Annotated in this window: 16 protein-coding genes; 6 read left to right on the forward strand and 10 right to left on the reverse strand. The window is 41.1% G+C overall.

From position 1 onward, the window contains the following. Positions 1–7: 7 nt before the first annotated feature. Positions 8–1,240: a CaiB/BaiF CoA transferase family protein gene (locus LCY76_RS12175; protein WP_419714991.1), complete on the reverse strand. Its 1,233-nt coding sequence runs from the start codon at positions 1,238–1,240 to the stop codon at positions 8–10. A 286-nt stretch (positions 1,241–1,526) separates the two neighbouring features. Between LCY76_RS12175 and LCY76_RS12180 the strand changes: the two genes are divergently transcribed. The 3 genes from LCY76_RS12180 to LCY76_RS12190 all read left to right on the forward strand — a co-directional run bounded on the left by LCY76_RS12180 (position 1,527) and on the right by LCY76_RS12190 (position 3,489). After that, the gene (locus tag LCY76_RS12180; RefSeq protein WP_053358246.1) at positions 1,527–2,189 is read left to right on the forward strand and encodes a GntR family transcriptional regulator; all 663 of its coding nucleotides are present in this window, start codon (positions 1,527–1,529) and stop codon (positions 2,187–2,189) included. A gap of 328 nt (positions 2,190–2,517) precedes the next feature. Beyond that, on the forward strand, positions 2,518–2,991 hold the full coding sequence (locus LCY76_RS12185; RefSeq protein ID WP_091009805.1) for a DUF2690 domain-containing protein: 474 nt from the start codon (positions 2,518–2,520) through the stop codon (positions 2,989–2,991). 60 nt (positions 2,992–3,051) lie between these two features. Next, positions 3,052–3,489, forward strand: coding sequence for a DUF2690 domain-containing protein (locus tag LCY76_RS12190; protein WP_248254662.1), 438 nt, complete (start codon positions 3,052–3,054; stop codon positions 3,487–3,489). Positions 3,490–3,597: 108 nt separating this feature from the next. Here the strand turns inward: LCY76_RS12190 and LCY76_RS12195 are convergent, their stop codons facing one another. Next, positions 3,598–4,791, reverse strand: coding sequence for an iron-containing alcohol dehydrogenase (locus LCY76_RS12195; protein ID WP_248252864.1), 1,194 nt, complete (start codon positions 4,789–4,791; stop codon positions 3,598–3,600). A 285-nt stretch (positions 4,792–5,076) separates the two neighbouring features. Beyond that, positions 5,077–6,171 carry a PRK06851 family protein gene (locus LCY76_RS12200; RefSeq protein ID WP_419714992.1) on the reverse strand — a complete coding sequence of 365 codons (1,095 nt, stop codon included), beginning with the start codon at positions 6,169–6,171 and terminating at the stop codon, positions 5,077–5,079. A 169-nt stretch (positions 6,172–6,340) separates the two neighbouring features. Here LCY76_RS12200 and LCY76_RS24155 point away from each other — a divergent pair, with 169 nt between their 5' ends. The 3 genes from LCY76_RS24155 to LCY76_RS12215 all read left to right on the forward strand — a co-directional run bounded on the left by LCY76_RS24155 (position 6,341) and on the right by LCY76_RS12215 (position 7,927). Then, the gene (locus LCY76_RS24155) at positions 6,341–6,535 is read left to right on the forward strand and encodes a hypothetical protein (RefSeq protein WP_248252866.1); all 195 of its coding nucleotides are present in this window, start codon (positions 6,341–6,343) and stop codon (positions 6,533–6,535) included. A 481-nt stretch (positions 6,536–7,016) separates the two neighbouring features. Further along, complete coding sequence (locus LCY76_RS12210) at positions 7,017–7,379, forward strand: STAS domain-containing protein (RefSeq protein WP_248252867.1); 363 nt, start codon at positions 7,017–7,019, stop codon at positions 7,377–7,379. 152 nt (positions 7,380–7,531) lie between these two features. Next, positions 7,532–7,927 carry a DoxX family protein gene (locus LCY76_RS12215; protein WP_248252868.1) on the forward strand — a complete coding sequence of 132 codons (396 nt, stop codon included), beginning with the start codon at positions 7,532–7,534 and terminating at the stop codon, positions 7,925–7,927. A gap of 72 nt (positions 7,928–7,999) precedes the next feature. Here LCY76_RS12215 and LCY76_RS12220 read toward each other — a convergent pair whose 3' ends face one another. The 7 genes from LCY76_RS12220 to LCY76_RS12250 are packed head-to-tail and all read right to left on the reverse strand — an operon-like array spanning position 8,000 to position 14,740. Then, positions 8,000–9,214, reverse strand: coding sequence for a M20 family metallopeptidase (locus LCY76_RS12220; protein WP_248252869.1), 1,215 nt, complete (start codon positions 9,212–9,214; stop codon positions 8,000–8,002). After that, positions 9,211–10,200 (reverse strand): P1 family peptidase, encoded by a 990-nt coding sequence (locus LCY76_RS12225; protein ID WP_248252870.1) that lies wholly within the window; start codon positions 10,198–10,200, stop codon positions 9,211–9,213. Before LCY76_RS12225 ends, LCY76_RS12220 begins: the two co-directional genes overlap by 4 nt. After that, positions 10,200–10,757, reverse strand: coding sequence for an ECF transporter S component (locus LCY76_RS12230; protein ID WP_091009811.1), 558 nt, complete (start codon positions 10,755–10,757; stop codon positions 10,200–10,202). Before LCY76_RS12230 ends, LCY76_RS12225 begins: the two co-directional genes overlap by 1 nt. Before the next feature lie 49 nt (positions 10,758–10,806). Then, a complete protein-coding gene (locus LCY76_RS12235; RefSeq protein WP_248252871.1) occupies positions 10,807–11,652 on the reverse strand; it encodes an energy-coupling factor transporter transmembrane component T family protein in 846 nt (281 codons plus the stop codon). A 5-nt stretch (positions 11,653–11,657) separates the two neighbouring features. Continuing rightward, positions 11,658–12,500, reverse strand: a complete 843-nt coding sequence (locus tag LCY76_RS12240) for an energy-coupling factor transporter ATPase (RefSeq protein WP_336606254.1) — start codon at positions 12,498–12,500, stop codon at positions 11,658–11,660. Positions 12,501–12,520: 20 nt separating this feature from the next. After that, positions 12,521–13,384, reverse strand: coding sequence for an energy-coupling factor transporter ATPase (locus tag LCY76_RS12245; RefSeq protein ID WP_248252873.1), 864 nt, complete (start codon positions 13,382–13,384; stop codon positions 12,521–12,523). A 30-nt stretch (positions 13,385–13,414) separates the two neighbouring features. Beyond that, a complete protein-coding gene (locus tag LCY76_RS12250; RefSeq protein WP_248252874.1) occupies positions 13,415–14,740 on the reverse strand; it encodes an MFS transporter in 1,326 nt (441 codons plus the stop codon). Positions 14,741–14,752 lie beyond the last annotated feature (12 nt).

Raw genomic sequence — 14,752 nt, forward strand, 5'->3', positions numbered from 1 at the left:
CTCCCCCTTATCGTTTTAGAGCGCCTGTTTCATTTTTGGTGAGAATCCCTTCCTCTTGCCATTCTTCATATTGCGAGTTTGTAATCCCGAGCTTCCCTTTTAATACCTCTTCCGTATGTTCTCCCAGCTTAGGTCCAGGCCAGTTAATGCTTCCAGGTGTCTTGCTCATTTTTGGAACAATGCCAGGGACCTTAAGTTTTCCTAACCCATCTACATCCAATTCACAAATCATTTTACGAGCAATAAAGTGAGGGTCTTCCATCATATCTTCCACGCTATAAATGGAGCCGGCAGGAATGTTGTACTCATCCAGTATTTTCAGCGCATCCTTTAAGTTATGCTGGATTGTCCAGCCTCCTATGACTTTATCCAAGTACTCAGACTTCTGTACACGTCCATGATTGGAAGCATAATCTGGATCTTCACCCAAATCCTCTCGATTGATGGCATCCATCAGCCTTTTAAAGATTCCATCCCCATTTGCTCCGATAACCACATATTTTCCGTCTCTGCAAAGGTACGTATTGGAAGGTGCAATTCCGGGTAATGTACTGCCCGTTCGTTCACGGATCACCCCGTATTGGTCATACTCTGGAACGGCACTTTCCATTAAGCTGTAGATGGCCTCGTAAAGAGCGACATCCACACATTGCCCTTCTCCCGTATGATCTCTATGATAGACAGCCATCAATGCCCCCATCACGGCATAGAGAGCAGTTACAGAATCTCCTAAACTAATCCCTACTCTGGTCGGCGGCCGATCGGGATAGCCCGTTAAATACCGAATACCTCCCATTGCCTCCCCAATACTGCCAAAGCCCGGTTTATTCCGATAAGGACCGTCCTGGCCATATCCTGAAACACGAACCATAATGATAGAGGGATTATATTTCTTTAAGTCGTCATAACCAATGCCCCACTTTTCCAGCGTGCCAGGTTTAAAGTTTTCAATAATAATATCTATCTCTTTAGCAAGCTCTCGAATAATTTCCTGCGCTTCTTCCTTGCGAAGATCTAAAGAGATGCTCTTCTTATTCCTGGACTGCACATACCACCATAAAGAAGTCCCCTCATGCAGCATTCTCCATTTCCGAATGGGGTCCCCCTTTCCTGGCGGTTCAACTTTAATAACCTCAGCACCAAAATCCGCCAATAATCTTCCTGCGAATGGTCCAGCTATTAAACTGCCTATTTCCAAAACCTTCAGTCCTTTTAAAGGCCCTCTCTTTTGATGATCCATCATACTCCCACTCCATTCTAGTAGTTTAACCTTCAAAGGATGTAAGCGCTTTACATCCTTTGAAGCGAACACTTTTTCTGTCACTTCTTAAAGGATTCGATCTTGTATTATATAAAAATTCTGATAATTATAATAATAGTTATCAGCGGTTTCTTTGTCAACGGTTAACCGTTGACATTTTTTAAAGAATGGCTTCTGTTATTCTTTAACAACCCCTCGAGTTAATGTAAACTAATAAGTAGACAGAAATAATGCCTTGAACCCATGTTGCTTAGGAGGGCTTGAATTGAGGGAAATTCAAAAAACAGAACTTTTGCATAGTCAGGTTTATACGATATTAAAAGCAATGATCATGGAGAGTGAATTTCAACCTGGAGAACGATTAGTTGAAACGAAGGTCGCCTTACAGCTTGGCGTAAGCAGAGGAACCGTTCGTGAAGCCTTTCAGATGCTGTTAAAGGATGGTTTGCTCACACGGGATAATAATGTCATATTTGTTTACAACCCTAGTGTTCAAGATATAGTGGATGTGTATGAATGCAGGAAAAGTCTGGAGTCTCTTGCCGTCAAATTGGCAACTACTCATATTCAGGACGAGCAATTGAATCAGCTTGGCTTCGTTCTTGAGGAATCAAAAAAGGCGGTAAAAAGAAATGATACCCAAACACTTACCAATCTAAATCAGGAGTTTCACGATATCATTGACTTGGCCTCCCATAATAAACAGCTCATCCAATTATGCGAAGTGATCAAAACAAAAACGCTTTATATTAGGAACAATGTCTTAAAAAATCATTTTAAAAATTTCTCGGATTTTGTAGATGATCACGAACGGATTTATTTGGCTATTAAAGAGCGAAAAGCTAGTAAAGCCGAACAGGAAATGATCACACATATTGAAAAAAGCTTCGAAACCATTCAAAACGCTTTAAATTCTGATCCTATATAAACAGGAGCCTGGCACCGGTTTTTAATAAACAAAATCCCTGATCCGTAACGGATCAGGGATTTTGTTTATTAAAGATTCTCAACCCCATTAACAACATGTCCCTCCTGTTTGTTTTTTATCTTAGAAATGTACACTACTCAAATACCAAATTACGATTTGATCCTTCTCCATCAGTTACTTTCTGCCTGATTAATTCTAAAGATATTTCCTACTAACTGCTGATTATTCGTTTGAAAAAATTAGAATTTTTTGGGATAAATTGCACTTAATATATTATTCCAACCGCGTTACTCTATGGTGGAATAAAGAAACGGGAGGATTGATAAGGTTGAAACTGATTAAAAAAGCAACATCCTGTTTGTTCATTTCCATTTTAAGTATTGCTCTGCTTGTTTCACCTGGAGGCTTTACGAGCAAAGCTTTCGCAGAGACGAACACCTATGATGGTAAAGCCCCTTCATACAACAATTGTGATGACACCGGAGTAACGAAGAAATCGTTGAAGATAACGAATAATGATGGTTCATACGCCACCCTTGAACTTCGCTTTAGCACGAAATGCAAAACAGCATGGGCAAAGATTACATTGAGCAGAGCAGCCAAAACAGATGGCGAAGCTACTGCATTAGTCGTTCGAAGCACAGATAATAAACAATATGGCTGCCATAATGCAGGCGGAAACGGAGAGATCAATAAAGGACAAAAATCCTGCTATACGCCAATGGTCTATGATTTGGATCCCCGTAAAGCCAAGGCAGTTGGGTTCTGGCCATATACCCGCGGGGAGACAGGCTGGTATTAAATAAGGAAAGGGTGATTTTTGTTGAGGAAAAAGATAAAAGGATTTGTTATTTCCATAGCTATGATCTTAGCCGCGATTATCACGTCTTTCGGAACAAATGATCATCCTGCCTATGCAGAAAACCATTCGTATGACGGTAAGAGTCCTTACTACAATAATTGTGATGACAGCGCGGTAACAAAAGATAAGAAATGGATTGATTCCGTTTCATATGTAGAGTTGAAATACAGCACTTCATGTAAAACCGCCTGGGCAAAAGTAACGATCACCAAAAAAGCGACGTCATATTATGAGGCAGATGCGAGAATTGTGCGCAATACGGACGGCAAAGCCCTAACGTGTGACGGTTCAGGAGGAAACGGTGCAGTGAATAAAGGACAAACCTCCTGCTATACAGGAATGGTATATGATTATGCCCCAAGAAAATCGCAGGCACAGGGCAAACATGCCATTCCGAACAGTGATGCTTATAAGGTGGCAAAAACGATCTGGTATTAAGGAAAAGCGTCATGAGTTCAGTTTTGGACCTATGACGCTTTTTTTAAATAGATAATTTAAGAAAGTGCCTGAAACAGTCCAATCATACTCTATGTGGTTTCCCCGTTTCTACGATTTAATCGTTTGAGAATTGGTGAACTGGTAATCATAACATAATTTGTACAGTTCCATTAATTCGATCTCATCCGGCACCCTCGGATTATTGCCGGGACTTCCGCTAGCCAAGGCGTCTCTGGCCATCTTTTCTAGACTTTTCAAAAATTGCTCCTCCTTAATTCCCCATCCTTTCAAACTAGGAATATCAAGCTCGAGGCAAAGGGCTTTCATTTCTTCCACCAGTTTTTGCGCAGTTTCCCGTTTTGTAAGCCCTTTCGTTTCATTAAAAATTAAATCCCCGATGTCTGCGAGCCTCTCATAGCAAGCTTCTAGACTATACTCCAGAACAGCAGGAAGCAGCATAGCATTCGAGATGCCATGAGGCACATTGAACAGGGCACCTATCGGTCGGGACATTCCATGAACCAAGCAGACCGATGAATTGGAAAATGCCATTCCTGCCTGGAGGGCAGCAAGTGACATTTTTTTCTTTGCTTCTATATTTTGAGGATCATGATAAGCATCTCGTATACTTTCCATTATGTGCCCGATGGCAGTTAACGCTAATGAATCGGTAAAAGGATGGGCACGTCTTGAAAGATACGCTTCAATAGCGTGAGTAAGGGCATCAATTCCGGTTGCTGCAGTTATACTTTTAGGTGAAGAAATGGTTAGGACCGGATCTACAATCGCTGCTGCCGGCATAAATGCGGGCTGTTTAATCATCATTTTAATATCCTGAACGGTATCGGTTATGATTGTTACATCAGTTGCTTCAGATCCGGTCCCAGCTGTGGTAGGAATAGCAATTAATGGAACGGCTGACTTCTGTGCAATTTTTCGGCTATTCATATAATCGCTGATGGATCCTCCATTTGTACCAAGAACTGCAACCGCTTTTGCTGTATCAATACAACTTCCTCCACCTAAGCCAATAATAACGTTGCAGAACTCCGCTTTAAGCTTTTCCAGAGCTTCATAAACAAACAAATCTGTCGGCTCAGAATCGATTTCTAAATACATGACTGAGGATACTCCTGCTTCTGTTAAATGATGCTGGCATTCTTCAACGTACATCAGCTTTTCCATAATTCGGTCGCTGATGATTAGTGCTTTATTTCCGAGTTTAGACGTTTCTCCCCCCACTTTCTTAAAAGAATGTTGTCCGTAGAGTATAGTTCTTGGCATTTGCAGAACTGAAACCATAATAGCTACCCCCTTCTTAACAATGCTTTCTTCCATGCGTATTGCTTCGACAAGGTTAAGGAGATACCCTTCCTGGCTTTTCCCGATCTTCCTTTTGCTGCGCTGTTATTTGTAACGCTGATGTGACCCTTGTCCATATTTCATCTGGATATCACAACTTTAGATGATCGTATTGTGTCTTATCGGTCATATCGTAATCAGCATAAACTGAATACACCCATTTGGTTCTATAAACTAACAGTATGAAAAATAGAGCTAATGTTCGTTAGCTCTACTTGAATTGTTTTACTTATTTTGTTTCAAGCTCAGTTTTATTTCTTCTTCTACAAAGCCATAAAGACTAACAGATGTAGCAGTGTTTCTTATACATTTAAGATTCTCAAGCTTAACCATCATGTTCCTTGCTTCCGCCAAATAAGAAATCGCTTCCCTCATTTTCTCTTTATAAGCTTTGGTTGTTCTTTCGATTTCTGCAGCGAACTTTTCATCCGTACCAGGTGTAATACAAGTTTCGTACATATCAATGATTTCATCTGTTCCTCGTTCAGGGTCATATTCATGAGGTGCTGTGCTATCAAATATTGCGATGCCTTTTTCACGAAGGATGACCATGTCTAAACTGTTTGGATCAAATCCGCAGTGGTAAACCTCAACGTCGTATCCTTTTTCTTCTCCAGCAGCTGCAATCTGCTTCAGCATTGTTGATTTCCCTGATCCCGCTCTGCCTTTAATAAAATAACGTTTGCAAATATCCTCTGTTAGATTTTGAATATAGTCAACTGCACCATTTGGAGTTGCTGCACCTAAGAACCGATGTTTTACATTTGAAGTTTTTCCAGCTGTCTCCTCTCCATAGAAAAGGTCAATCAGCTCATTCGTCAATTCATTGGCTTTAGCAAAACTCATGTTAGCAATATAGATATCTTCAATGTCATCATGTGCTTTAAGTGATTCTGCAAATGTTGTATATGCTTTTTGAAATTTTGCGGAAATGTCCATATTAAGCTGATGAATTTCATCAATATGTTCAGAAAGATTTTTAGTGGTCCTTTCATTCTCAAGAATGGTTATTTGCAAATTTTCGCTTGCTGCCTGTTTGAGAATCTCAGGGACTGCATCGTCAATAATTCCAACACCAGCATCAGGAACGATTAACCCTTCTGTCCATTCATTATTAGATGCGCAATGCAAATATTCAATAGTATATCCTTCTGCTCTTAATGTTTCACCTACTGTATTCATGAATGCAGATTTATCTGATCGTAACCCTCCTTGAAGCAAAAACACTCGTTTCAAACCCCTTAATGCAGAGTCATAAAGACTAATATATCCTTTAGCTGTATTTCCACCTGCATAATAATGGAGCACTTTTCCTCCCATCCAATCACCCTTTCCCTTTTCTGCTAACATATGTTCACCATGAATAAGGGTGAATGCCTACCTTTAAAAAGATAAAGCTCTTTTCTAAAAGATTGTTGCTTTTGGGTCATTTTGGTAAACAGCCTTCATTGACAAGTGATTGGAGTGTAAGGTGCGAGACTCCTCGAAAATGAATTTCACATTTTCTTCGTGCGATATAACGCTGCCGAAGCCTTCCTTGTCCTGCGGGAAAAGCGGGACAGGTGAGACCCACAGGCGCGTGCGCCGAGGAGGCTCACCGCATGCCCCGCGGAAAGCGAGCATCCTGAAACGGAAATCAACTACTCCTAAGAGCAACAAAGGTTACGAAAACAGCAAAAGATAAAAAGCTTTTTCTAGACCATTACCTAACTTTCCAACCTCTTCTATTTCTTTTACAAGCTTATGGTTGCCCTTGATGATCTCAGGGAAATAAGCGTTTGCCAAAACAAAAACTAAGCGATCCAAATACAGGTTTAATGTTTATTTAATAATTCTTTATAATCTAAACACTCATCTTTTATATTTACGTATTAAACTATTAATTGAAAGAACGGTCATGAATGCCTATTGTCCTTTACGCCAACGGCATCTTAACCATGTGTTTCATTACAATACTCAAAAATACATAACAGGTTGGACGATATTCGCGACTCTGACAGTGACCGATTAATCTTTTAATGAAGATATTAGATAACGTTGAAGGAGGAAACGATGACATTAACCAACGAACAAATTCTTACTGAGTTATCGGATCATCAACGAGCCATAGCTAAAACAGGTGGCCCTGCAATTACAGTAAAGTCTTTCTCCTGGAGTATTGCCTTATGAGTATGTCAATGGGGAATGTCATGGATCTTAAAATTACACATGAAAAATTGAACGGCACTCATTATTTAGAATTAGAAGGAGAAGTTCAGAGCTACACGGCACCCAAGTTAAAAAAAATACTTGACCCCTTATCAGAAAAAACTAAACAAGACATAATTATTGATGTTGAAAAGATTGATTTCATAGATAGTGTTGGGTTAGGAGTTTTCGCTGGAGTGCTTAGATCAACGAACAGGAACAACAGTACGTTAATGCTAAGAGGCATGACGAATCGCGTCCGCCGATTATTTGAGGTAACAGGACTTATAGAAATGGTTGAAGCCAGCAAGAACAAGAAGACCATAAGCTTCTTATCATAGATCCTAAAGGTCAAAATATTAGATAGCCTATCCCATTACTAGACTCAATGTTCTTATATTAAATTGAATAAAAAGTCTCATTCTACTCCTCATTTTCTTTGTATATGCATGATGGTGAAACAAAAATTCAATGCTATTTTGAGGGGAATGAGATGATGAAGCTAATTCGTGTCTGGTATTGGGTCTTCACAGCATTATTAGCAGCCTTAATGCTCGCAGGTTCCATTCCTGATATTCTCTCTGTTTCTGCTGCTGTGGATTTATTTAATCGTTTAGGCTATCCAGACTATCTTTTGCCTTTTCTCGGCATTGCCAAATTGTTGGGTGTAATCGCCATTCTGGTGCCAGGCTTTCCAAGATTAAAAGAGTGGGCCTACGCCGGTTTTTTCTTCGATCTGGCCGGTGCGATGTATTCTACGATCGCTGTTGGAGATCCCTTCAGGTCATGGATAATCTTTTTTGTAGGATTTATCTTGATTGCCGGTTCGTACGTTTTCCATCATAAGAAGTTAGCTGGAGTAACAATGACAGATTCAACCCACACTTAAATCCCGATTTCATCAAACCTCAAAAGGCAGTTCCTGTTATAACAGGAACTGCCTTTAATGATTTGTTAGGAGCTATTTCAAAAAATTATGTGCGGAAAGAGTGTAAAGTTTCACAGTTTCAACAAGTTCTTTAATATCAACATATTCATCGGCATGGTGCGGGATATGACGATCACCTGCTCCTGTTGTAACGATTGGCACCCCTGCAAGATGAAGAAAAGTACCATCTGTTGCACCTGGTACACCGTTATAAACAGGATCCTTGCCCGTAACTTGGGTATAGGCCTGTGCCATAGCTTGTACAACGTCATGATCTTTTGGCGTCTCTGTCCAAGGACGGTCTTCAATCAGTTCCAGTGTTGCTTTAAAATCATGATCTTCTTCACTAAGCTGCTCAATAATATCTTCAATTTTGCTTCTTAATTGCTCATGCTCCTGTCCAGGAACCGTCCGAATATCAAGAGTGGTCATACATTGTGCAGGAACTACATTGATTTGCGGTTCACCCTTTACTGGCGCTTGGAGAATTGTAGGCGTGATACTTGGCCATCCGAGATAAGGATGTTCTCCCAGCCGTTCTTTTTCTGTTTGTTCAAGTTTATCCAATTCTACGATTAATTTAGCCATTCTTGTAACAGGATTGATCCCTGTGAGCGGCATAGCGCCATGAGCCATTTTTCCGTATGTTTTCAAAGCGATCCTCATCGCACCTTTTTGGGTAATGCATAGCTGATTCTCCTCTGGTTCACAAATAATGGCTCCATCCACATCATTCGCCCAGCCATTCTTTATAAAATGTTTAATCCCAATCATCATGCCTTCTTCGTCACATGGAATACAAAGTATAATCCTACCTTTGAATGCTGCTCCTGATTTTTTCATAGAATGAACAGCAGAAATCGCAGCCGCCAAATTCCCTTTTGTATCACATGAACCTCTTCCATAAATTTTACCGTTACTGATTTCTCCCCCAAAGGGGGCATACGTCCAGGAGTCCAGGTCTCCTTCAGTTACCACATCTGTATGCCCTTCAAACAGGAGGGTTTTTCCGGGAATACCAGAGTCATAGATTGCTATAACATTCGGGCGTCCAGGCACTACTTCTTCATAGTACACTTCTAATCCGATGTCCTTAAGATAATCAACTATGAAACGGGCTACCTTTTCTTCGTTTCCGTCTTCAAGATTTGGGCGATAAACACTTTTAATACGGATAAGGCTTCTTGTCAGTTCGACTACTTCTTTTTCATCAACATATTGCAGAATAGATTCTATAGCAGTTGTCATTGCTCCCTTCCTTTCCAAAGTGATTTTTTGACATCTTTACTTGATGGAAAGTTCTTGATTCCTTCAGCATTCATAATGGCCTGGATGACTGCCTGTGCTAAAACGTCTCCAGCAATGGTTCCAATCAGATCAACAGAAGCACTCATATCTCCAGTAGCCAAAGAAAATATGGTGTCCCCATCATACATCGTATGCACAGGATAAATCGTTCTCGCTAATCCGTCATGAGCCATGGAGGCTACTTTCGAAGCTTGTGACTTCGTTAACTTAGCGTTGCACGCGACAACTCCGATCGTTGTATTTGTGCCAGCTGCCAAGGGAAATTCGGGTTGCTCAATCATCCATTCTAAGCTGCTTCTTATATTCCCTTGGTCATCTCTTGCACCCGCAATGACTTCTCCAGTTTCAGGATTTCGAATCTCCCCTATGGCATTAACGGCAACAATCGCACCCACAATTAAACCACTGGGTAAAATTAAAGACGCCGAACCGAGACCTCCCTTCATTGCTCGATGATGGCCAGCTACTTTACCAACCGTAGCCCCGCATCCTGCTCCTGAATTACCAAGTGGAAAATGTCCCCTTTTCGCGTTGGATGCTGCCTGATAACCCATTTCCCGATCTGGCCTTGCTGAAGGGTCACCAACAGGCAAATCAAACAGTACAGCTGACGGAACAATCGGAACAACTCCTACTCCAACGTCCAAACCAATCCTTTTGTCCTCTAAAAACTTCATGACCCCGCTTGCTGCATCCAGACCATAGGCACTTCCTCCCGCCAGGCAAATGCCGTGCACTTGCTCAACAAGATTCAGCGGGTGAAGCAGATCCGTTTCCCGAGTCCCTGGAGCTGCCCCCCGAACATCTACACCACAAACGACGCCTTTTTCCATTATTAAAACAGTACAGCCTGTATAACCTATACTGTCTTCTTCATTGCCAACTTTAATGCCAGGGACATCAGTAACATTTTGAAAACATTCCACTACATATCTCCAGAAATCTTGGATTTTCTGTTCCCGCTATGATCCAGCTTTTTCCAAGCTGCAACTACTGCCAGGGTAATGATTACGGAGACTATAGCTTCCGGTATGCCATTAGTAACCGCAATTGTAACCGCAACACCCGGTGCAATATAGCCTCTAACCACCGCCATGATTAAAACGAGGAGCGTATTGGTAAAAGCTCCGATAAAGCCAGCCACTCCAATAGCGGCATATTCGTTGACTCTACGAAGTGAAATATAAGAGAAGTAAGCAGTGACACCAATAAACAATCGAGGAAGGATGGCCACTAGTGGATCCTTGAATAGTGGTATCGTTGCATCCAAAAAAGATGAAACACCGAAGATTAATCCAATAACCAGTCCAACAAATGGCCCTTGCATAACTCCTCCAATGATTGCAGGAACATGCATGATGGTTGCGTTTCCTGCTGCTGTTGGAACAGGAATAAAACCTAACCGAGTGACACCAAGCAAAATAGCTACCGCTCCTAAGACACCTGCAATGACAATCTTTCTTGTGGTTAATCCTCTTTCCATTCGATTACCCTCCTTATTTTTTTACAGAATGATAGTTTGGTAGTGATCTCTAGTAGGGAAAAGGGAATACTAGTAAGAATGCAGCGAATAAAATACAAAAAAGAATAGCTATATAATCTTTGGTTTGAGCCTTATACTTTGTGTAAATTGACCGTTCACTTCCTGGGGTATAGCACCTTGCTTCCATTGCGAGCACTAAGTCCTCTGCCCGGGACATAGCAACATTGAATAATGGAATAATAATAGGGAATACATCTTTTGTTCTTTGGATAATTCTCCACCAGGCACCCGTTCCAAACTCCGCTCCTCTGGATGCTTGGGCCTTCATCATTTTTTCCATTTCCATAGCAAACGTTGGAACAAAACGGATTGCTATCGTAATAATCAGCGCAAATTCATGAACCGGAAACTTTACATGCTTTAATGGTCTTAATAAACTCTCAATCCCATGTGTAATTTGTGTTGTAGAAGTACTTAAGGTTAGTACACTGCTTAAAAAGATGATCTCGATAAAACGAAAGGCAGAAACAACGACTAGCCTTATGCTGTCACTTGTTATCAGAATAAATCCATAATCCACTAAAACTGTTCCACCAGAAGCAACTTTGGTATAGAACAACAATTGCAGCACCGCTAATATCAAAATGAATGGGATTGCAGGCTTGACCCCTGATAAACCATAGTTAATGGGAATACGTGACATGTAAAATAGCCAACAGGCAAATGCAAGAGCAATAATATTACCTCCGTAGGTGTCACATACTGCCATTGCAATGACTAGAATCGTGAAGGCTAAAAGCTTTACGCGGGGATCCATACGATGAACAAGTGAACCAGTAGGCAAGTACTGACCAATCGTTATATTGCGTGTTAATTCAAATTCAAAACCAGCCAACATTATCACCTCCTATGAAGGATAGAAACGATTTCCTGTGCGGCAGACTCCATTTCATATGCTTTAAGATTGACTGGATAACCCCGTTCTTTTAGACGTGCGAGAATCTCTACAGTTTGAGGTGCTCCAATATGGTGTTTAGCTAAGGTTTCCGAATTACTGAAAATGTCTCGGGGTGTTCCTTCAACCAGATTCTTCCCTTCTGCCAACACATAAATCCTTTGAGCTAAATAGGCCACTTCCTCCATGTTGTGAGAAACAAAAATGACTGTCATGTTCTCTTTCTCGTTCAACTGACCTATTTTGTGCAAAAGTTCTTGTCTCGAATGGGGGTCAAGACCTGCTGTAGGTTCATCTAATACCAAAATTTTGGGTTGTAATGCCAGAACACCAGCCAAGGCAACTTTTCTTTTCTGTCCACCGCTCAGGGCATAGGTCACCCGGTCTTTCAGTTCCTCGAAAGAAAGGCCGACCAATTCCATTGCCCACTTGACACGATCCCTCACTTTTTTTAATGGCAGTCCCATTTTTAAAGGGCCATAAGCGATATCATCACCGATCAGCTTTTCGAAGATCTGGTCTTCAGGGTTTTGAAACACGAGGCCAACTTTTCTTCTCAAAGCTTTTACATCAAGTTTTGAATCAGATAAATTTTGGCTATCCACCAATACTTCTCCGCGCTGAGGACGCATCAAACCGTTGAAATGCTGAATTAATGTGGATTTGCCAGATCCCGTATGACCAATAATCGCGATGCATTCCCCTTTTTTTACTTGTAGATTAATCCCTGAAAGCGCCTGGTATTCAAGAGGGGTATTTTCCATGTAGGTATGATATAAATCTTTCACTTCTAAAATGGGAAGCTCACTCATCCTACAAACACCCCTCTTTTGGCTGATAGACGGACAACTTCTTGGACAATCTCGTTATTCTGGATTATATCTGCCTGAAATTCTTCGTCGTATTCATGAATCAATCTTGCTAATTGACTCGCAACAGGAACATCAAGCTTCAATTTATGCAACAGTTCATATTGCTGAAAGATTTCTCTGGGCGGGCCGTCCAATACAATCTGGCCTTGTTCAATAACAATCACCCGGCTGGCCTCTGCTACTTCCGACATATGGTGGGTAACGGATATGATGGTCATTCCGTCGTTATTCAGTTGTCGGACAACTTCCAAAATATCTCTTCTTCCATGGGTATCCAGCATGCTGGTAGCTTCATCAAGTACTAAACAATCCGGCTTCATTGCAATGATTCCCGCAATGGCAACACGCTGTTTTTGTCCGCCTGATAGGTGATGTGGCGGTCTTTTTCGAAACTCGCTCATCCCTACTGCTTCCAATGCATATTCAATTCTTTCTTTCATCTCGGATGCGGGTACTTCAATATTCTCTAAACCAAAGGCCACATCGTCTTCAACGATTGTCGCAACAATCTGGTTATCGGGATGCTGAAATACCATACCTACTTTTTGGCGAATCTCCCGAATTATTTTCGTTTCCTTCGTATTGTAACCGCTTACCAACACATCTCCATTACTGGGCTTAAGAATACCATTCAAGTGTTTAGACAGGGTGGACTTGCCGGAGCCGTTATGTCCAACAATTGCAACATATTCTCCTGGAAAAATATCAAAAGAAACTCCATTCAATACCGGTATGGAAGTATTGTTACTCACACTATATTCAAAACTAAGGTCGCTAACTTGAATAAGAGGTTTTGTCATTAAAATCCCCTTTCCCATATGCTCTGGTAACTATAATGTTTTCGTTTTTATCAGCGGTTCATCAGCCTTCATAACTGAACTTTGCTTTTTTAAACTAAACACAAGCAAACTCGTCATTATTAAACTAAAACCTAGAAAAAATAGCCCTGCTTCCATCTTTCCGGATGCATCTTTTAAATAACCGATCATGTAAGGCCCAACAAATCCTCCTAGGTTTCCAATCGAGTTAATCAGTGCTATTCCTACTGCTGCTGAGGCTTCTGTCAAAAATAAAGCAGGCAGTGACCAGAAAGGGCCAAAAAAACTGTAGATTCCAACGGTTGCAATGGACATCATTAAAATAGAAAGATAAGGATTAGACGTCATCCCTGCCCCAATTAAGCCTAGAGCCCCCAATAAAGGCGGTAGAGCCGTAAATAATCTTCGCTCACCTGTTCGATCTGACCGTCGGGCCCACCAAATCATACAAATTCCTCCAGCAATGTAAGGTACCATTGAAATAAGGCCGACTTGGGTGTTAGTGAGCAACGAAGAGAATGATTTTATGATGGTCGGCATCCAAAATCCAATGCCGTATAGACCGATAACCAGCGTTAAGTAGATGAGTGATAGTTTCCAAACCAGAGGATTGGTCATCACTTCACGAGTTGAATGGTGTTTCAGGCTCCCTTTTTGCCTGTTTTCATGTTGAATTTCCTGTATGAGCCACTCTTTTTCTTCTTTTTCCAGCCAATTTGCGTTTTGTGGACGATCCGTTAAGTAAAAAAACGTAACAATTCCAATGATGATTGCAGGTATTCCTTCTAAAACGAACATCCAGCGCCATCCAGGCATCCCTGCCCAATTAATAGAATCCATGATCCAAGTAGATAGAGGAGCTCCAATGATATTTGAAGCTGCAAGAGCAGTCATAAATAAGGCGAAGGCTCTGGCCTGCTCTTTTGCCCGGAACCAGTAGGTAATATATAAAATAACTCCTGGAAAAAATCCCGCTTCCGCTACTCCTAAAAGAAAACGCAAAACATAGAGGTGTGCAGCACTCTGAGCCCAAGCTGTCATAATAACAACTAATCCCCAACTGATCATGATCCGTGCAATCCACTTTCTTGCTCCTACTTTGTGCAAGAGTATATTGCTGGGAATTTCAAACAGAAAGTATCCAAAGAAGAAAATACCAGATATTAAACCAAACGTAGAGCTGGCCAGTGCTAAATCTTTGTTCATATCTAGTGCGGCATATCCAAGGTTTACTCGGTCAAGAAAGGCAACAATGTATAACAAAAAGATAAACGGAATGATTCTCCAAAATACTTTTTTTGTTGTACGCTCTTCAATTGATACATTAAGTTGATTCATAAAAACCTCCCC

Origin of the sequence: Fictibacillus marinisediminis (genome assembly GCF_023149135.1) — a bacterium.
GTDB lineage: Bacteria > Bacillota > Bacilli > Bacillales > Fictibacillaceae > Fictibacillus_C > Fictibacillus_C marinisediminis.

What these genes read in the sequence shown, in the direction of transcription:
- LCY76_RS12175 (WP_419714991.1), bottom strand. Translation starts at nt 1,240, where the DNA reads ATGGATCATCAAAAGAGAGGGCCTTTAAAAGGACTGAAGGTTTTGGAA.
- LCY76_RS12190 (WP_248254662.1), top strand. Translation starts at nt 3,052, where the DNA reads ATGATCTTAGCCGCGATTATCACGTCTTTCGGAACAAATGATCATCCT.
- LCY76_RS12195 (WP_248252864.1), bottom strand. Translation starts at nt 4,791, where the DNA reads ATGGTTTCAGTTCTGCAAATGCCAAGAACTATACTCTACGGACAACAT.
- LCY76_RS12200 (WP_419714992.1), bottom strand. Translation starts at nt 6,171, where the DNA reads ATGGGAGGAAAAGTGCTCCATTATTATGCAGGTGGAAATACAGCTAAA.
- LCY76_RS24155 (WP_248252866.1), top strand. Translation starts at nt 6,341, where the DNA reads ATGAATTTCACATTTTCTTCGTGCGATATAACGCTGCCGAAGCCTTCC.
- LCY76_RS12210 (WP_248252867.1), top strand. Translation starts at nt 7,017, where the DNA reads ATGAGTATGTCAATGGGGAATGTCATGGATCTTAAAATTACACATGAA.
- LCY76_RS12215 (WP_248252868.1), top strand. Translation starts at nt 7,532, where the DNA reads ATGATGAAGCTAATTCGTGTCTGGTATTGGGTCTTCACAGCATTATTA.
- LCY76_RS12220 (WP_248252869.1), bottom strand. Translation starts at nt 9,214, where the DNA reads ATGACAACTGCTATAGAATCTATTCTGCAATATGTTGATGAAAAAGAA.
- LCY76_RS12230 (WP_091009811.1), bottom strand. Translation starts at nt 10,757, where the DNA reads ATGGAAAGAGGATTAACCACAAGAAAGATTGTCATTGCAGGTGTCTTA.
- LCY76_RS12245 (WP_248252873.1), bottom strand. Translation starts at nt 13,384, where the DNA reads ATGACAAAACCTCTTATTCAAGTTAGCGACCTTAGTTTTGAATATAGT.
- LCY76_RS12250 (WP_248252874.1), bottom strand. Translation starts at nt 14,740, where the DNA reads ATGAATCAACTTAATGTATCAATTGAAGAGCGTACAACAAAAAAAGTA.